Consider the following 17,531-nt stretch of genomic DNA (forward strand, 5'->3'; position numbering starts at 1 on the left):
AATTCACCAGAAGAGGTCACTACGTAGGGTGACCAAGTGAGCTAACGTCGGAAAATGACGCCACTGCTCATCGCAACGGACCTCGACGGAACTCTCGTTCGTACCGATGGCACGGTCAGCCTGCGCACCCGCAGGGTTCTCGACCGGGTGCGGGCCGCCGGAATCCCCATCGTCGGGGTCACCGGCCGCGGCCCGCGACTCATCGAGCTGTGCCGGCAGGACATCCCGGCAGCCAGCTTCCTCGCCCTGGCCCAGGGCGGGTACGTGCTGGACAACTCCTCCGGCCGGTGGCTGCGGGAGACCTCCCTCGACGGCACCGTGTTCGCCAAGGCCATCGACCTGATCGAGGCCGAGGTCGGTCCGGTGCACGTCACTGTGGAGGCCGACATCTCCCCCGAGGGTCCGCTGTGGGGGGACCCGGGGCCGAGCTGGCCGTTCACCGACACCTCGTGGCGGCCGATGTCGCGGACCGACGCGCTGTCCGGGCCGGTGCTGAAGGTGTTCGTCCGCGCCGAGGGCCTGACGCCGGACGAACTGCTGGCCGTGGCCCGGGGCGTGGTGCCGCCGTCGCTGTGCGAGGTGACCGAGGCCGGCACCGGCTACCTGGAGCTGACCCCGCCGGGGGTCACCAAGGCCACCGGCCTGGCCGTGATCACCACCGCGCTCGGCATCGACCCGGCGGACGTGCTGGTCTTCGGGGACGCGCCGAACGACGTGCCCATGCTGGGCTGGGCCGGTCGGCGGATCGCCGTGGCCAACGCGCACCGCGAGGTGCTGGCCCTCGCGGACGAGGTCACCTTGAGCAACGACGAGGACGGCGTGGCCGCGTACCTAGAAAAGCTTCTCTAGGACCAGCGCGACCCCGTCCTCCTCGACGGAGGCGGTGACCTCGTCGGCGGCGGCCTTGATCGGGTCGGCGGCCTGGCCCATCGCGACCGCGTGCCCGGCCCACGCGAACATGGCCAGGTCGTTGCCCGCGTCCCCGATCACGAGGGTCTCCTCGGCGGTGATCCCCAGGTTGGCCGCGATCCGGGCCACCCCGCTGCCCTTGTTCACGCCCACCCGGGTGATGTCCATCCACCCCGAATAACCCAGCTCCACGTGGTACTCGTCGGCGGAGAGCCCGGCGCGGCCCAGCAGTAGTTCCGCCTCCCGGCGGCGCGCCCGCAGGTCCTCCAGCGTGGTGTGCTCGGTGTGCAGGTCGCCCGCGACCCGGCAGATCAGCCGGGCCGTGGGCTGGGCGACCAGCTCGTCGAGGGAGACCTCGCGCAGGTACCCGATGGCGTGCTCCAGGGGGAACTCCGCCGTGTACAGGTACCCGTCGGTGCCGTGCTCGACGGCGAAGCCGGCGTCGGGCGCGCAGGCCGCGAGCGCCGCGACGGCCGGGCGCGGGTCGATCAGCTCCCGGAAGATGACCTCGTCGCTGTCCAGGTCGTAGCCGACCGCCCCGTCGGAGCAGACCAGTTCGATCCCGGCCAGGCCGAGCATCCGGACCGTGGGCAGCGTGGTCCACACCGCCCGGCCGGTCGCGACGGTGACCGTCGCGCCGGCCTCGATCGCGCGGGCGATGGCCTTACGGACCCGCGGACTGGGCTCGAGGAACTTCCCCGAGTACGGCACGACGGTGCCGTCCAGGTCGAGCACGACCAGCCGCGGCGCCCGGGCTGTCACAGTGTTTCCCGACCGCCCAGGAACGGCTGCAGCGCCTTGGGCACCCGCACCGTGCCGTCGGGCTGCTGGTGCTGCTCCAGGAGCGGCACGAGCATCCGGGTGGTGGCCAGGGTGCCGTTGAGGGTGGCGACCGGCTTGGTCTTGCCCTCGGCGTCGCGGTGCCGGATGTTGAGCCGGCGCGCCTGGAAGGTGGTGCAGTTCGAGGTGCTGGTGACCTCGCGGTACTGCTGCTGCGACGGCACCCACGCCTCGCAGTCGAACTTGCGCACCGCGCTCGAACCCAGGTCGCCCGCCGCCACGTCGATCACCCGGTACGACAGCTCCAGCTTGCCGAGCAGCTCCTCCTCCCAGGCGAGCAGGCGCAGGTGCTCCTCGGCGGCGTGCTCCTCGGCGACGTAGGAGAACATCTCCACCTTGTCGAACTGGTGCACCCGGATGATGCCCTTGGTGTCCTTGCCGTAGCTGCCGGCCTCGCGGCGGTAGCACGACGACCAGCCGGCGTAGCGCTTCGCCTCGGTCACGTCGAGGATCTCGTCCTTGTGGTACGCGGCCAGGGCCACCTCGCTCGTCCCGACCAGGTACAGGTCGTCGGCGGGCAGGTGGTAGACCTCGCTGGCGTGCGAGCCGAGGAACCCGGTGCCCTCCATCGACTCCGGCTTGACCAGCGAGGGCGTGATCATGGCCGTGAACCCGTACTCCACGGCCTGGTTCATGCCGAGCTGGAGGAGCGCGAGCTGGAGCAGCGCGCCGGGGCCGGTGAGGAAGTAGAACCGCGAGCCCGAGACCTTCGCGCCGCGTTCCATGTCGATCGCGCCGAGCTTCTCGCCGAGCGCCAGGTGGTCGAAGCCCGCCGGCTGCTGCTCGCCGACCTCGCGGATCACGAGGTAGTCGTCCTCGCCCCCGGGCGGCGCGCCCTGCACGATGTTCGGGATGGCGAACTGGGCCGCCCGCAGCGCCACCTCGGCCTCGTTGACCGCAGCGTCGGCCGCCTTGACCTCGTTCGACAGGTCCTTGGTCCGGGCCAGCAGGGCCGCCTTCTCGTCGCCCTTGGCGCTCGCGACCTGCTTGCCGAGCACCTTCTGCTCGGCGCGCAGCCCCTCGAAGTGGGCGACCGCGTGCCGCCGGGACTCGTCGGCGGCAAGTAGGACGTCGACGGCCGATTCCGACTCGCCCCGGGCTCGTTGGCTCGCTCGGACGGTCTCCGGGTTCTCGCGCAGCAGGCGCAGGTCAATCATGTTGACCAAGGCTACCGGGCGGCCAATTCGTCCGCACTCGGGTTCGTGCGGTATGCGATCAACCCGCCGAGCAGCACGACGGCGGCCCCGGCGGCGAAGATCCACACCCCGACCGCATCACTCACTGTCAAAAGCGAAACAAGCCCGCCGAACTGTACCAATCCGGTGATCAACAACAGGGCGCGCCGCAGTCCGAGGCCCCCACTGCCGGCCAGCACCCAGAGCGCCACCCCGAACGAGGCCACCGCCCCGACCAGCCCCAACGGGAGCCGGTTCGCCTCGGCGCTCGGCCAGGTCAGCACCGTCGCCAGCGACATGCCCTCGTTCCAGGGCAGCATCAGGCCCACCACCTCGGCCACGGTGCCGACAGCAATGCACAGGAGCCCCGTCCGCCACATACGTCTATTGACGCTGAGCGATGACTTGATGACAACGGCCGAACGGCCGTTTAATCCCAACCGAGTTCGTGCAACCGAGCGTCGTCGATGCCGAAGTGGTGGGCGATCTCGTGCACCACGGTCACCGACACCTCCTCGATCACGTCCTCTTCGGTCTCACAGATCGCCAGCGTGGGCAGCCGGTAGATGGTGATCCGGTCCGGGAGGGCGCCCGAGTAGTCCCAGCCGCGTTCGGTGAGCGCGAAGCCCTCGTACAGGCCGAGGAGGTCCGGGTCGTCGGCCGGCCCCTTGTCCTCGACGAGCACCACCACGTTGTCCAGCAACCTCATCAGCTCGTCCGGGACCTCGTCCAGGGCGTCGGCGACCAGTTCCTCGAACCGTGCACGGCTCATCTCGACAGGCATGCCCGTGACGCTATCTCGCCGGAGCGCCCGTGGCTCGCGGTCGGGCCGCTACCGCCCGCCGCTGGGGTAGCTGCCGAGGAACGTCACCTTGGCGCAGAACATCTCCAGCGCCCGCATCGTCTCGGTGAGCGGCCTGTCGGCGATGTGCCCCTGGCAGTCGAGGAAGAACGCGTACCGGCCCAGGGCCTCCCCCGTCGGGCGGGACTCGATCCGGGTCAGGTTCACGCCCCGGATCGCCAACTCGGTGAGTACCCGCAGCAGCGCGCCCACCTGGTCGTGTGCGATGTGGACGACCAGCGTGGTCAGGTCGTGCCCCGTCGGCGCGCCCGGGGCCCCGGGCGGGGCCACCAGCACGAAGCGGGTGGTCGCCGGGTGGTCCCCGATGTTCTCCGCCAGCGGGGGCAGCCCGTTCTGCTCGGCGGCCAGCGGGGACGTGACCGCGGCGGGCAGTTCGCCGTCCCGGACCGCGATCGCCGCGGCGGCGTTGGACAGCATGTCCACCACGGTCGCGTCGGGCAGGTGGTCGCGCAGCCAGCCCCGGCACTGCGCGGAGGCCTGCGGGTGCGCCCCGACCCGGTCCGGATCCGGCGCGCCCACCAGCACGAACTCGACGGGCAGCAGCACCTCGCGGGTGATCACCAGGTGGCCGGCGAGCAGCTCGTCCAGGGTGATGTCCACCCCGCCGCCCACCGAGTTCTCCAGCGGGACCAGCGCGGCGTCGACCTGGCCGTCCCGGGCGGCGTCGAGGGCCTCCGGGACGCTCCGGCACGCCACCAGCTCGTCTGAGGGCCCCGCGAACGTGCGCAGGGCGGCTTCGGTGAACGTGCCGGCGGGTCCGAGATACGCGTACTTCACCCGGTCATTCTTGCGGAAGGTCACCCGTCAGCCGGTGACCGGCCTCGGTCAGCGCGGCGATCGCCTCGCCGAGCCGCACCGAGTTCACCAGAAGGTAGTCGGTGTCGTACGTCGAGAAGCAGAAGATGTTGACCCGCGCGTCGGCGAGCGGCACCGAGAAGGCGGCCACTATCCCGGTCAGCGCGAGGTTCACCGGGCCGTTCACCCGGAAGCAGCGCCACCCGGGCTCCACGGTCGCGGCGGCCGGCGCGAACTCGGCCGGGCACATCACGCTCGTCTCGAACGGCGTCCACGTCACCGACACGGCCTGGCCCGGTTTCCCGGACGTGGCGGCCTCCACCAGTGCGGGCGGCACGGCGGAACCGGCCGGCAGACGGCAGATGGCGTACTCACCGGGGAAGAGGTCCAAGTCCAACACGCAACGAAGCGTACGGGTTCGGAGCCGCACCGTGGCGATGCGTCCCAGGTGACCCAGGTCGCACCCCTAGTCTCGGTACGTGGAGTTCACCGCGCTAGGCGCCACCCTGCTGCTGATCTTCCTGGTCGAGCTGCCGGACAAGACGCTGATGGCGACCCTGGTCCTGGCGAGCCGCTACCGCCCGGGGCCCGTACTCGCGGGCGTGTCGGCCGCCTTCGCCGTGCAGTCCGGCATCGCGGTGGCCGCCGGTTCGGTACTGACCCTGCTGCCCCAGGCCGTCGTACTCGGCGCCGTCCTCGTGCTCTTCGCCGTCGGCGCGTTCCTGCTCTACCGGGAGAGCCGCCAACCCGTCGACGAGGCCGAGAACGCCCGGCACGTCGAGGCGCCCTGGTGGCGGATCGCGCTGACCAGCTTCGGGGTGCTGTTCGCGGCGGAGTGGGGCGACGCCTCGCAACTGGCCACGGCCGCGATGGCCGCGCGCTACCAGGCGCCGGTGGAGGTGTTCCTCGGAGCGTTCGTCGCGCTCGTCGGGGTCGCCGCCGTGGCGGTACTGCTCGGGCGGGCCGTGCTCCGGTACGTGCCGCTGCGCTGGATCCAGCGCGGTGCGGCGGTACTCTTCGCGGGCTTCGCCCTCTTCGCCCTCTACGAGCTGCTCAGGCTGCTCTAGACCGCCCCGGGTCTCAGGCGGCCCGCGACCGCTCGACGGGCACCCAGGTGGAGGGCCGGGCCGCCACCTCGTACAGCGTGTCGACGCTGCGGGCGGACAGGAACGAGCCCCGGGTCGCCAGGATCCGCTCCAGCTCGCGGTTGTGCGCGACGAGGCAGCCCTTCGGCAGGCCCTGCATCGACAGCTGACCGGAGCCGACGAACACGATCACCGGGGTCACCGGGATGGAACGGCCGGTCGCCCGGGTCAGCGCGCCGGAGGCCAACTTGGCGTCCCGGCGGGCCGACGGGATGTACGGCGGCCGCTTCCCGCTGATCTGGATCACGTCCCCGGCGAGCTGCACCGCGGTACGCCCGTGGGACTTCACCTGGATCGTGAAGATCCCACCCGGTCCGAAGAGGAGGAAGTCCAGGCTGCCCGGCAGGCCGAAGGAATGCGCGTCCAGCAGACGCCAGTCCGGGCCCAGCCGGGCGATCCTGTCCACGACCTTCTGGCGGGCCGCGTTGGAGCCGCGTTCCGCCTTCGCGGCACGGCGGCGCTCCAGCCATCCGGCGGACGGCGCCGGAGGCAGGTTAGAGGCATCGTTCAACGACATCGCACTCATCACACACCTCGCCAGTAGACTTTCCACTACGTTAGGTGATCCAAGCCTTACAATGCGAGGTTTGGTACATGAGTGAATGGGAACCTATCTGAGCGTCAGCTGACGCGCCTGCAGACCCTGCTTCGCCTGACGTTCCGCGGTGGTGAGATCGGCCGCGACCGCGTACGCCTCGGCGTAGCGCTTCACGAACTCGGCCAGCGGCTGCTCCCACTCGGAGGCCGGCGGGTCCAGCGGCACGTCCCACACGGGCACCAGGGTGCCGTGCGCGCGGAACATGCCCGCGAACTTGGTGCCCTCGCCCAGCAGGAGCTGCTGGCTGGCCGACAGGCGGGACAGCGCGTCCAGGGCGCGGTCCTCGTCGTCGGCGAGCACCCAGCGGATGTGCGACTTCTCGACGACCTGGCACCAGTAGGCGCCCTCGGCGGCGGCGAGCGCCGTCGTCGGGTAGATCGCCTCGTTGGCGCGCTCGACGCCGGCGGTGACCGACGGGTCGTTCACGTCGGAGTCCAGCCAGAACTCGAAGCCGGCGTGCACCGTCACGTCGAGCGGCTCGTCGGCCAGGATGTCCTGGAGCCTCGGACCCTCGCCCGGCAGCGCCGGCACGGCCACGGGCTGACCCGGGGCGGTCTCGAGGCCGCGCAGGATCGCCACGGCGATGTCCCGGCTGATGTCCCCGGACTGCACGTGCCGCTGGAGGGCGACGAACACCCGGCCGTCCGGCTTCGTCATCGCGGGCCAGGCCATCGGCAGCACCGTGGCGAGGATGACGTCACGGCCCTCGACCGCGAACTCCGGCTTCAACTTCAGCGGAGCGCTCGCGGCGGGAACGAGCTCCCGCAGCGCGACCCACTCGACCTCACTCGGCAGCCCGGCGAACGGCCGGGGGACGAAGATGTCGCGGACCTTGGGGCGCTTCTCGCCGGACTTCTTTGCACGCTTACTCACCCTGGCAGGGTAGTCCTTGGTGCCCGAGTTGTCCTAACGGGGCTGGTCGAACAGGCGTTACCAGTGCGTAGCCGTACCCGGAAAAGGGGTTTCAGGCGGCGTGCCGCAGCTCCGCCCAGACGCACTGTCCCAGCCCGTCGCGGATCACGCCCCAGCGGTCCGACAGGGCGGCGACGATGCTCAGGCCGCGCCCGTTCAGCGACTCGGGGCCGACCCGGCGCACGTGCGGCAGCTCGATGGCCCCGCCGTCGGTGACCCGCAGCTCTATCGAGTTCGGCCCGACCTGCCAGGCGACCCGGACCCCGCCGTCGGGCAGCGGCCGGGCGTGCAGCACCGCGTTGCCGACCAGCTCGGAGACGATCGCGGTGACATCGGCCAGGGTCTCGGCGCCCAGCCGTGGCGACAGCTCCACAGCTACCCTGCGCCGCGCGAGACCCGCGGCCTGCGCATGGTGGGGCACGACTACGCAGGAAGCGCGCTCTGAAACCTCCAGACACCCGCTCACGCGTCCCCCATCCTTTTGGGTGCTATCTAGCAACCTTCAGACAAAATACCCCGTACATACGGCTGATGGCCAACGGTGGCCGGAAGTTCTGCCCGTTCTTCCGCCGGTCCACTAGCCTGCGCCTTATGACTGTCGTCAACCACTGGACCGAGCTGCCCCACTGGTCGCCGCGCCGGGCGCTGTTCTCGTGCTATATCACCTTCGCCGATGATCGCCGGTTACACCAGGTCATTGACACCTACCAGACCGCTCTCCGGGACATCCCGAACCTGGACCTGATACTTCCGCAGTGGCGGCACATGACGATCCAGGGGGTGACGTTCACCGATGAACTCACCGCCGAGGAGATGACGAGCATCACTGCCGCGGTACGTGAGCAGCTCGGTTCCGTGCCGCCCGCCGTCGTGCACACCGAGCCCGAGGTGCTGGCCACCGACTCCGTCTACATCCCGGTCGGGCCGGTCGGGTCGCTGGCCGCGATCCGCGACGCCGTCCGCGCGGGCGTGTTCTCCGTGATCGACGAGTCCCGGCTGTACGCGCTGCCCGGGCAGGAGTCCGGCGAGTTCGAGCCGCACGTCAGCGTCGCGTACGTGAACGCCGACGGGCCCGCGCAGCCGTACAAGGACCGGCTCGCCGCGCTGAGTGTGCCGCCGGTGGAGCTGACGATCACGCACGCGTCGATGCTCGCGCTGACCAAGGACGACCACAAGTGGTCCTGGACGAACGAGGTCCGACTGCCGCTCGGCGGCTGACGGGAGCACCGCCGGCCCCGGGGCTGGTGGCCGGGGGCCGGTTCGGGGTCGGGCGGTGGCCGGGCGGTGGCCTCTAGATCACGATGCCGGGGGCGTCGGACGTCGAGACGATCGGCTTGCCCACGGCGTCCCAGGCCTGCATCCCGCCGTCGAGGTTGAACACGTTCGCGTAGCCGTTGCCCTGCAGGTACGACACGACGCGGGCCGAGCGGCCGCCGACCCGGCAGATGACCACCACGTCGCCGTCCTGGGGCACCTCCGCGAGGCGGGCCGGGATCTCGGACATCGGCACGTGCACGGCGTCCGGCGCGTGCCCGGCCGCCCACTCGTCGTGCTCGCGCACGTCGAGGAGGAAGGCCCCTGCGGGCACGTCGGAAGCGCTGACACTGGGGAGCTGCTCGCCAAACATGCCGCGATCCTATCCGTTCACGACGCCCGGATCGGTGCGGCGACGAGGTGGGCGGCGGGCCCTGTCGGTCACGACCTCCGGATCGGCACGATGACGAGGCGGCGGCGCGGCGGCGCGGCACGGGCCGGACCTACCGGTGCACGCCGCCCGACCGCGTGGTGACGAGGCGCCCGGGCGTCCCTATCGGTTCACGACGTCCGGATTGGCGAGCACGAACTCGTCGAGCCGGTCCTCGCGAAGCGCTGCGAACATCGGTTCGGTCCGTTCGACCGGTTCGGCGTACGCGACCCCGTCGATCCACTCGGCGGCGGCCGGGAGCTGGAGCAGGGTGATGTTCTCCGGCCGGATGCCACGGAGCGCCAGGAACAGGGCGGTCGTCGGGTGCGGGCTGGCGATGGTCAGGGAGTCGCCGGCCGCCCGGATCAGCCTGTCCAGCCGGGCCGGGTCGGCCAGGACGCCCCGGGCGAGGGCCTGCTGGAGCACCGCCTTGATGAACTGCTGCTGGTGGCGCTGGCGGGTGACGTCCCCGTCCGGGTACTCGCGCTGGCGGATGTAGTCGAGGACCGAGTGCTCGTTGAAGTCGTGGCAGCCGGGCTCCCAGGTCATGCCGCTGTGGATCGAGGTGGTCTCGACGTCCACGCACAGCCGTACGCCGCCGAGCGCGCCGACCAGCCGGGTGAAACCGGTGAAGTCGATGATGCCGGCCGCGTCGAAGCGGAGCCCGGTCAGGTCGCGCACGGTCTCGGCGAGGAGTTGGTACCCCCGTACGGGGTCGAAGGGCGGCCCGATGCCGCCGTACGCGAACGCCGCGTTGATCTTGTCGATGCAGCCGTCCACCGCGTCCAGGCAGCGCGGGATCCTGACCTGCAGGTCACGCGGGATGGACAGCACGTACGCCCGGTCGAGCCGCTCGTTGACGTGCACGACCATGATCGTGTCGGACCGCCAGACCTCGTGCTCCAGCCCCTGGCGCAGGTCGGAGCCGACCAGGAGCAGGTTCAGCGGGCCCGCGACGGAGCCGGGGCTGACGGTCCGGGCGGTGCCGTCGGGCAGGAGGTCGGCCCGGCGCACCGCGTTCTCGTAGCGGTCGAGGAGCACCCGGCCGGTGACGAGCGCCCCGCTACTGAGCAGCAGCAGGAAGGCCCCGAGGCCGATGCACAGCCGGGTCCACAGGGGTGCGCGCCGGCCCGCTCGCAGCCGAGGCACCCGCGCCCTCCCCATGGCCTCCAGGGTACGGCGAAAATGTCAGGTTTGGACCTTTGTTGCGAGCTCGGGGTGCTTGATCAGCACTTCGTCGATCTGGCCCTTGATCAACCCCTGGAACAGCTCCGTGCCGAGGGGTTGGACCAGCTCCTCGTAGTCGGCGCCGTTCTTCTTCTTCGTGGCGTGCGGGATCTGCATGGTGATGATGTCCGTCGGCTTGATGTTGCGCAGCGCGAACACCAGGTCGAGGAAGTCGTACCCGCCGAGGTCGAGCTGGAGGGACGCGCCGACCGAACGGATGATCTTGTCCAGCTTCACCGGGTTGCTGACGACGTCCTTGCTCAGCGCCTGCTTCAGGATCTGCATGACGAACTGCTGCTGGAGCTTCTGCCGGTCGTAGTCGCCGCCGGGCAGGTCGTAGCGCTGCCGGACCAGGGCGAGGGCCGTGTGCTCGTTGTAGTGGTTGCAGCCGGCCGGGAAGGAATACCCCGTGAATCCGGGCTGGGTGGACTTGAAGCCCTTGTCCAGGCACATGGTCACGCCGCCGAGCTCGTGGGTGATGCCCGTGAACCCGTACCAGTCGATCATGCCCACGAGGTCGAACTTCACCCCCGTGAACCCCTGCACCGTCTTCATCAGCAGCTGGAGCCCGCTCGCCAGGTCCTGCTTCTCGCCCGCCCCGAACGCGAACGCGGCGTTCAGCTTGTCCCCGGTCGTGCCCTGGTACCCCGAGGGCTTGTGCGCCGGGATCGGCACGTCCAGGTCGCGCGGCAGCGACAGCAGGTACGCCCGGTCGTGGGCCGCCGGGATGTGCGCCCACATCACGGTGTCCGCCCGGACCAGGCTGCCCGGCTCGTCGTTGCGGCGCTTGTCGATCCCGACCAGCAGGATGTTGATCGGACCCTTGACGTCGCGGCGCGCCTGCTCCTTGCCGAGAACGCTGATCTGTGGGATGGAACTGGTGTAGCGGCTGACGAGCGCCTGGCCGCCGATCAGCGCGATCCCACTGACCAGGGTGAGGACGCAGCCGAAGATCAGACACAGCCGGGCCCACAGTGGACTTCTCCGCCTACGGTGGACGCCCGGCTTGTCGATGGTCGTCATCGGGTCAGGCCGGGAGCCTGGTGGCGAACTCGGTGTGCTGGGCGAGGAACAGCTCGATCCGCTCGTCGGCCAGGGCCCTGAACATCTCGGGGGCGAGCTCCTTGTTGAGGCCCTCGCCCGCGTAGTTCCCGTTGTTGTCCTTGAGCGAACCGCTCGGCACCCGCATGGTCAGCAGGCCGTCCGGCTTGATGTTCTTGAGGGCCCAGAGCAGGTCCGCGAAGTCGTACCCCCCGAAGTCGATCTTCAGAGAGGAGCCGACCGACGTGATCAGCGAGTTGAGCTTGAGCGGGTTGCTGAGCACGTCCTTGCTCATCGCCTGCTTCAGGATCTGCTTGACGAACTGCTGCTGGAGCTTCTGCCGGCCGTAGTCGTCGCCGATGACGTCGTACCGCTGGCGGACCAGGGCCAGGGCGGTGTGCTCGTCGTAGTGGTTGCAGCCGGCCGCGAAGCTGTAGCCCTTGAAGCCCTCCTGGCTGGAGGTGAACCCCTTGTCCAGACACATGTCGACGCCGCCCAGCTCGCGGGTGATGCCGGTGAACCCGTACCAGTCGATGACGCCGGCCATGTCGAACTTCGTGCCGGTGAGCTGCTCGACTGTCTTCACCAGCAGCTGCATGCCACCGGGGCGACCCTGGTTGTTCTGCATCCCCGCGCCGAACGAGGCGTTGAGCCGGCCGCCGCGCTCACCGGGGAACTTCGCGGCGGGGAACGCCGGGATGTCCACGACCAGGTCGCGGGGCAGGGACAGGATGTAGGCCCGGTCGTGCTCGCGGGGGATGTGCACCCACATGACCGAGTCGGCGCGCTGGTTGGACTCGCTGTCGGGGTCGCCCTTGCGGTAGTCGAGGCCGGCCAACAGGATGTTGATGGGGCCCTTGATGTCGCCGCGCGGCTGGTTACCGGTGCCCGCGGGCAGCAGGGAACTGGAGCCGATCGCGTTGTCGACCTTGTTCAGGAGGAGCTGGCCGGCGACGAGGGTGCCGCCTGCGGCGACGACGATCACCGCGCCGAACGTGAGACAGAGTCGGGCCCAGAGGGGGCTACGCCGGACGCGGTGCGCGCCAAACTTGGCTGGCTTGCCGGACGTGACAGCCTCCTCGGTCGGCCGCCGCTCGGGCGGGTGGTGGTGACGGACCGGAGTCGGCCCGGCTTCGGACCCTATTCCAAGCCGACCCGACCCGCCACCCACACGAAGTGGACTTTCCTCACAATGGTCTTACTTTTGCGGTGGGTTGGCCTTGATCCACTCGGCCACCTGGTCCTTATTGACCGCTTCGTACAGAGCCTTGGCCCGAGCTTTGTCCGAAACGATGACGCTCTCGCCGTCGATATCGTCAGACCCGGCGTTTGGGCTGGTCAGGAATGTGAGATTGGACGACCGCAGCCCGCGGAACTGGATCGCGAGATCCACCAGGTCGAAGTTGTTGTCGACCACGACGACCTTGGTCACCGAGTCGAGGAACGCCTTCAGCTTGAGCGGGTTGGCAAGCGTGCCCCCGTCGGCAGCCTTGTCGAGCATCGCCTTCAGGAACGTCTGCTGGTGCCGCATCCGGGCGAAGTCGCCGTCCGGGAACTGCTTGCGCTGCCGGATGTAGTCCAGCGCGGCGTCGCCACTGAAGTGGTGCACGCCCTTCGCCCAGAACCGGTGGTTGCCGTGAATCGAGGTGGTGTCCTGCTCGACCGTCATGTCGACGCCGCCGAGCGCGTCGGTCACGGCCCGCAGCCCGTCGAAGTCGATCATGGCCACGTGGTCGATCAGGACCCCGGTGTACTCCTCGACCGTCTTCACCATCAGCGGAGCCCCACCCCAGGCGAACGCCGCGTTGAGCTTCGCCTTGGTGTCGCCGCCCTGGCCGTTCGGGTTCTTCGGCACGTGCACGTACAGGTCGCGGGGCAGGGAGATCAGGTTCGCCTGGTCGTGCTTCGCGTTGACGTGCAGCAGCATGATCGTGTCGGTCCGGGCGTCGGCCTCGATGTTGTCCGGGTTCCGGGAGTCACTGCCCAGCATCAGGATGTTGAACGCGCCGTCCACCGTCTTCGGCGGCCGGCCGGCGGTGAGGCCAGCGAACGCGTCGGTGCGCTTGACGTCGTTGGCGGCCGACTTCAGGTACGTCCAGAAGCCGAGGCCACCCGCGATCAGCACCACGACCAGCAGGCCCGACACGACCAGGATGATCCGGCCCCAGCGCGGGCGGCGCTTGCCGGAGCGGACGACGCCCTTCGGCGGGCCGCCGGGACCGGTGGGGCCTCCGGGGCCACGGCCGCCCGGGCCGCCCCCGACCTGGGCGCGGCCGCTGGGGACCTTCGCCGAGCCGGACGCCCCACGCGGCGGCACCTGGGCGCGGCCGGGAACCGGCGCGACGTCAGCCCAGGGGTCCTCCTGGGGCTGGGGAACGCGGGCGCGGCCGGACGGTACTGACGCGCGGCCCGTCGGTCGTGACTCATTCATGTCCCAAGGGTACGTGCGGGTCACACCACCTGCGTGATGTGACCCACACCTCACCGTCAGTGAGAGCCGGCACCCGTGAGGGCACGAACCTCCAGCTCGGCGTACTTCTTGGCATCCCGCTCCCGGGACGTGAGCGCACCCACGGCCGCGAACAGGAACCCGAGCGGGATCGAGATCAGTCCGGGATTGGACAGCGGAACCGGGGCCTTGGCCGTGCAGCTCCACAAAGCGGTCGCATTCGACACCAACTTCGAGTCCGCCGGTACCCCGCAGGTCGCCGCCTGCTTCGCGGAGAGCTTCGCCGCCGGCTGGGTGTCCGACGCCCCGCCCCACATGATCGGGCTGAGCAGGACCAGGAGCACGGCGGAGAGCAGGCCCCCGTAGATGCCCCAGAGCGCGCCCCGGGTGTTGAAGTTCTTCCAGAAGAGGGAGAACAGGATCGCGGGCAGGTTCGCCGACGCCGCGATGGCGAACGCGAGGGCCACGAGGAACGCGACGTTCAGGCTCCGGGCGAAGACCGCCAGGACGATGGCCAGGGCGCCGATGCCGAAGGCGGAGTACCGGGCGACCCGGACCTCCTGGCGGACGGCGTCGAACTGGGGGGCGGCGTTCTCCCGCTTGACCCCGTCGGCGGCACCGTCCTCGCGCTTCACGCCGTCGGAGGCGACGCCGTCCTCACGCTTGACCCCGTCCTCCTGCTTGACGCCGTCGGAGGCGCCCGCGCCGGTCGAGCCGCCCGAGCCGGTCGACCCAGCCGCGGCCGCGGCAGCCGCCTCCATCCGCCCCCGCCGGAACACGTTCGCATACAGGTCATGCGCCAACGAGGAGGAAGAGGCCAACGTCAGCCCGGCCACCACCGCCAGGATCGTCGCGAACGCCACCGCCGCGATCACCGCCAGCATCAGCGCCCCGCCGACCTCCCCGCCGAGGTACTTCTCCCCGAGCGCCTTGGCCAGCTGCGGCGCGGCCGTGTTCCCGCTCGGGTCCTGCTTGACGATCTCGCTCGCGCCGACCAGGGCCGCCGCGCCGAAGCCGAGGGCCAGGGTCATCAGGTAGAAGGTGCCGATGATGCCGATCGCCCAGACCACGCTCTTCCGGGCCGCCTTCGCGTCGGGCACCGTGTAGAACCGGATCAGGATGTGCGGCAGGCCGGCCGTGCCGAGGACGAGCGCGAGGCCGAGGGAGATCAGGTCCAGCTTGCTCACGGCCGTCATCAGCGGCGTGGACAGCTCCTTGCCGTATTTCAGGCCGGGTTGCAGGAACGCGTCGCCCTTGCCGGACTTCGTGGCCGCCGACTGCAACAGGTCGGACAGGTTGAACCGGAACGCGGCGAACACGAGCAGCGTCATCAGGAGCGCGCCGAGCATCAGCATGAACGCCTTGACGATCTGGACGTAGGTGGTGCCCTTCATGCCGCCGATCACGACGTACACGATCATGAGAATGCCGATCAGCACGATCGTGACGATCTTGGCGTTCTCCGGGCCCATCCCCAGGAAGGTCTCGCCCTCCTTGATGCCGAGCAGCAGCGCGACGAGCGAACCCGCGCCGACCATCTGGGCCAGCAGGTAGAACACCGACACGACGAGGGTGGACAGCGAGGCCGCCGTGCGGACCGGCCGCTGCCGCATCCGGAAGGCCAGCACGTCGCCCATCGTGTACTTGCCGGAGTTGCGCATCAGCTCCGCGACCAGCAGCAGCGCGACGAGCCACGCGACCAGGAAGCCGATGGAGTAGAGGAAACCGTCGTAGCCGGACAGCGCGATGATGCCCGCGATGCCCAGGAAGGACGCGGCGGACATGTAGTCGCCGCCGATCGCCATGCCGTTCTGGAAACCGGAGAACGACCGGCCGCCGTCGTAGAAGTCGGCGGCGGTGCGGTTCTGCCGGCTGGCCCAGATCGTGATGCCCAGCGTCACGGCGACGAGCACGACGAACAGGACCAGGGTGAGGTTACGCGCGAGCACTGTCGTCCTCCTCCATCTCTGCCTTGATCTTCTCGGCGACCGGGTCGAGCTTCCGGCCGGCGTAGCGCGCGTAGACCCACGCGATCACGAACGTCGACACGAACTGGAGCAGCCCGAACACCAGGGCCACGTTCACGTCGCCGAACACCTTGTGCGCCATGAAGCCCCGGGCGTAGGCCGAGAGGAGAACGTAGAGCGCGTACCAGGCCAGGAATGCGACCGTCATCGGGAACACGAAGCTCCGCAACGCCTTGCGCAGACTCGCGAACTCGTCGCTGGCCTGGACGGTCTCGTATTTGTCGGGTGACATCGTCACCGCCTTCTCAGGTCGGGGGAGTGACCTGGAACACGCTATGGACGCGTACCGCCCGCGACAGGTTCCCTCTCCGCCCGGCACGACGAACGGCACATTCCGTGCGCCCAGTGGTCCCCCGTGGACGGCGCCGGACCCTGCGGAGGATTGGCGGGAGGCGGTCGGTCACGGATACTGATCACACTCAATCGACTCCACCCCCCGGAGGTCGTGATGACGGATCCCGACGTTGTGCCCCCACTCGAGGAGACCCCCACCAACTGGTTCGGCCGGATCCGCCGCCGGGCCCGGGAGAAGTGGCTCTACCAGCGCGCCCAGCGCATCGAGGGCCGTCCCGTCGTCTCACTGGACAGTGTGCTCGGTCCGTTCGACCCCCGGTTCCAGTCCCGGGTGCTGATGCCGTTGGCCGCGCTGAAGGACCAGTACCTCGAAGGTCAGCGGTATCTGGTGCCCGACGACTGGCGGGTCTGCCGGGAGCGGATCGAGGAGGGCATCCGGACCGCCAGCGCGCTGGCCGAGGAGATGTCCCGGCCGACCGGCGACAAGCCCGACCCGGTGGAGACGTTCCTCGCCGGCCGGGCGCTGGAGGTGGCGTCCGAGATCAAGACCAGGGCCCAACGCAGAGTCCAGCGGGAGTACTTCAAGGGCACGATCATCGGGGTGTTCGCGAGCATCGTGCTGCTCGTCGTGCTGTACCTCGTGATCAAGGGTTGCCTGATGCTCTTCTCCGACGGCCTGCACGGCGACAAGAAGACCCTCGTGGAACACGCGCTGGTGGCGGTGGCCGGCGGGGCGGGCGGCGCGACGCTCAGCTCGCTGATCCGGCTCCGCAAGCAGGAGATCGAGGACCACCACGCGTCCGGGTTCCGCGCGGCGGCGATCCGGATCATGCTCGGCTGGTTCTTCGCCGCCACGATCCTGTTCATGGGCAAGGGCGAACTGTTCGTGCTGTTCAAGGTGCCGTCCGCGCCGCTGGCCCAGTGGTTCTACTGGGGCGGGCTCGGCTTCTTCGCCGGGTTCAACGAGGCGTGGGTGACCGACCTGGTCACGAAGAAGACCGTGGACGGGGCCAAGGAGGCAGCCAAGAAGGTCACCGACGAGCTGAAGGAGTTCGCTAAGAGGTGACGCGGGTGTACCGGCCCCGGTGGTAGACCAACGGTCCGGAGTCGCCGAGCTCAACGAACTCGATCGTGGCCTCCACCAGGTGCCCGTACCCGAACGGGCGGGTGTCGTCGAGCCGGCACCCCGCCCAGGTCGTCGCCTCGGCGAGCACCGGGCCCCACTCGGTCTCCTGCCAGCCGTGGTTGCGGAACGCCCCGCCCGGCACCGGCACCAGCCCGGCGAACTCGTCGGAGATCCGCTCCTGGCCGGGCGCGAGCACGTGCACCGCGAACCGGCCGGCGGCGGTCAGGGCGTCGTACACCTCGGACTCCGGGTCGAGCAGGCCCAGGATCCGGCCGGGCTCGCCGTCCGCGACCATCGTGGAGGCCACCGGGAGCCCGGCCCGGCCCGCGCCCACCCCGGCGGTCCACAGGGTGACCGTCTGGCCGAACCGGCCCCGGAGCCGGCGGACGGGGCCACGTTCGCCCTCGGGGGTCGCGAACGGGTGCTCGACGTGGATTCCGCTCATGA

Annotated in this window: 20 protein-coding genes and 2 pseudogenes; 4 read left to right on the forward strand and 18 right to left on the reverse strand. The window is 69.9% G+C overall.

The annotated features are described in order from the left end of the window. Nucleotides 1-54: 54 nt before the first annotated feature. Nucleotides 55-849, forward strand: coding sequence for an HAD family hydrolase (locus PT931_RS00280; RefSeq protein ID WP_456243692.1), 795 nt, complete (start codon nt 55-57; stop codon nt 847-849). Here the strand turns inward: PT931_RS00280 and PT931_RS00285 are convergent. The 6 genes from PT931_RS00285 to PT931_RS00310 all read right to left on the reverse strand — a co-directional run bounded on the left by PT931_RS00285 (nt 832) and on the right by PT931_RS00310 (nt 4,981). Continuing rightward, the gene (locus PT931_RS00285) at nt 832-1,671 is read right to left on the reverse strand and encodes an HAD-IIB family hydrolase (RefSeq protein ID WP_456243693.1); all 840 of its coding nucleotides are present in this window, start codon (nt 1,669-1,671) and stop codon (nt 832-834) included. The genes PT931_RS00280 and PT931_RS00285 overlap by 18 nt on opposite strands. Further along, nucleotides 1,668-2,906, reverse strand: coding sequence for a serine--tRNA ligase (gene serS / locus PT931_RS00290; RefSeq protein WP_456243694.1), 1,239 nt, complete (start codon nt 2,904-2,906; stop codon nt 1,668-1,670). The genes PT931_RS00285 and serS overlap by 4 nt, the downstream gene beginning before the upstream one ends. An 11-nt stretch (nt 2,907-2,917) precedes the next feature. Then, nucleotides 2,918-3,265, reverse strand: coding sequence for a hypothetical protein (locus tag PT931_RS00295; protein WP_456243695.1), 348 nt, complete (start codon nt 3,263-3,265; stop codon nt 2,918-2,920). Between the two features lie 89 nt (nt 3,266-3,354). Beyond that, on the reverse strand, nt 3,355-3,708 hold the full coding sequence (locus PT931_RS00300; RefSeq protein WP_363728995.1) for a metallopeptidase family protein: 354 nt from the start codon (nt 3,706-3,708) through the stop codon (nt 3,355-3,357). A gap of 48 nt (nt 3,709-3,756) precedes the next feature. Then, nucleotides 3,757-4,563 carry a prephenate dehydratase gene (pheA, locus tag PT931_RS00305; RefSeq protein ID WP_456243696.1) on the reverse strand — a complete coding sequence of 269 codons (807 nt, stop codon included), beginning with the start codon at nt 4,561-4,563 and terminating at the stop codon, nt 3,757-3,759. A 4-nt stretch (nt 4,564-4,567) separates the two neighbouring features. Next, nucleotides 4,568-4,981, reverse strand: coding sequence for an ACT domain-containing protein (locus PT931_RS00310; RefSeq protein ID WP_363728997.1), 414 nt, complete (start codon nt 4,979-4,981; stop codon nt 4,568-4,570). Nucleotides 4,982-5,060: 79 nt separating this feature from the next. Between PT931_RS00310 and PT931_RS00315 the strand changes: the two genes are divergently transcribed. Next, entirely contained in the window at nt 5,061-5,648 is a 588-nt protein-coding gene (locus PT931_RS00315) for a TMEM165/GDT1 family protein (RefSeq protein ID WP_456243697.1), read from the forward strand. A 13-nt stretch (nt 5,649-5,661) separates the two neighbouring features. Here PT931_RS00315 and PT931_RS00320 read toward each other — a convergent pair whose 3' ends face one another. The 3 genes from PT931_RS00320 to PT931_RS00330 all read right to left on the reverse strand — a co-directional run bounded on the left by PT931_RS00320 (nt 5,662) and on the right by PT931_RS00330 (nt 7,702). Next, on the reverse strand, nt 5,662-6,243 hold the full coding sequence (locus tag PT931_RS00320) for a nuclease-related domain-containing protein (protein WP_456243698.1): 582 nt from the start codon (nt 6,241-6,243) through the stop codon (nt 5,662-5,664). Nucleotides 6,244-6,336: 93 nt separating this feature from the next. Further along, nucleotides 6,337-7,197: a DUF5926 family protein gene (locus tag PT931_RS00325; protein ID WP_456243699.1), complete on the reverse strand. Its 861-nt coding sequence runs from the start codon at nt 7,195-7,197 to the stop codon at nt 6,337-6,339. 91 nt (nt 7,198-7,288) lie between these two features. Further along, a complete protein-coding gene (locus PT931_RS00330; protein WP_456243700.1) occupies nt 7,289-7,702 on the reverse strand; it encodes an ATP-binding protein in 414 nt (137 codons plus the stop codon). A 125-nt stretch (nt 7,703-7,827) separates the two neighbouring features. Between PT931_RS00330 and PT931_RS00335 the strand changes: the two genes are divergently transcribed. Continuing rightward, nucleotides 7,828-8,454 carry a 2'-5' RNA ligase family protein gene (locus PT931_RS00335; RefSeq protein ID WP_456243701.1) on the forward strand — a complete coding sequence of 209 codons (627 nt, stop codon included), beginning with the start codon at nt 7,828-7,830 and terminating at the stop codon, nt 8,452-8,454. 73 nt (nt 8,455-8,527) lie between these two features. Here PT931_RS00335 and PT931_RS00340 read toward each other — a convergent pair whose 3' ends face one another. The 8 genes and pseudogenes from PT931_RS00340 to PT931_RS00375 form a co-directional block, all read right to left on the reverse strand. Beyond that, entirely contained in the window at nt 8,528-8,863 is a 336-nt protein-coding gene (locus PT931_RS00340; protein ID WP_456243702.1) for a rhodanese-like domain-containing protein, read from the reverse strand. A gap of 180 nt (nt 8,864-9,043) precedes the next feature. Then, nucleotides 9,044-10,069, reverse strand: coding sequence for an LCP family protein (locus tag PT931_RS00345; RefSeq protein ID WP_456243703.1), 1,026 nt, complete (start codon nt 10,067-10,069; stop codon nt 9,044-9,046). Between the two features lie 39 nt (nt 10,070-10,108). Further along, nucleotides 10,109-11,170 (reverse strand): LCP family protein, encoded by a 1,062-nt coding sequence (locus tag PT931_RS00350; RefSeq protein ID WP_456243704.1) that lies wholly within the window; start codon nt 11,168-11,170, stop codon nt 10,109-10,111. 4 nt (nt 11,171-11,174) lie between these two features. Next, a complete protein-coding gene (locus PT931_RS00355) occupies nt 11,175-12,173 on the reverse strand; it encodes an LCP family protein (RefSeq protein ID WP_456243705.1) in 999 nt (332 codons plus the stop codon). Nucleotides 12,174-12,386: 213 nt separating this feature from the next. After that, nucleotides 12,387-13,619 (reverse strand): LCP family protein, encoded by a 1,233-nt coding sequence (locus PT931_RS00360; protein WP_456243706.1) that lies wholly within the window; start codon nt 13,617-13,619, stop codon nt 12,387-12,389. Between the two features lie 56 nt (nt 13,620-13,675). Further along, nucleotides 13,676-14,293, reverse strand: a pseudogene (locus PT931_RS00365) (sodium:solute symporter family transporter); the annotation flags it as partial. Nucleotides 14,294-14,380: 87 nt separating this feature from the next. Next, a pseudogene (locus PT931_RS00370) lies at nt 14,381-15,586 on the reverse strand (solute symporter family protein); the annotation flags it as partial. Beyond that, nucleotides 15,573-15,896, reverse strand: coding sequence for a DUF485 domain-containing protein (locus PT931_RS00375; RefSeq protein ID WP_363729008.1), 324 nt, complete (start codon nt 15,894-15,896; stop codon nt 15,573-15,575). The gene PT931_RS00375 and the pseudogene PT931_RS00370, both read right to left, overlap by 14 nt. Nucleotides 15,897-16,112: 216 nt before the next feature. Here PT931_RS00375 and PT931_RS00380 point away from each other — a divergent pair, with 216 nt between their 5' ends. Beyond that, nucleotides 16,113-17,024: a hypothetical protein gene (locus PT931_RS00380; protein WP_456243707.1), complete on the forward strand. Its 912-nt coding sequence runs from the start codon at nt 16,113-16,115 to the stop codon at nt 17,022-17,024. Here the strand turns inward: PT931_RS00380 and PT931_RS00385 are convergent. After that, nucleotides 17,014-17,529: a flavin reductase family protein gene (locus tag PT931_RS00385; protein WP_456243708.1), complete on the reverse strand. Its 516-nt coding sequence runs from the start codon at nt 17,527-17,529 to the stop codon at nt 17,014-17,016. The two genes, PT931_RS00380 and PT931_RS00385, sit on opposite strands and share 11 nt — an antisense overlap. Nucleotides 17,530-17,531: the final 2 nt, after the last annotated feature.

It is taken from the genome of Longispora urticae, assembly GCF_053902585.1.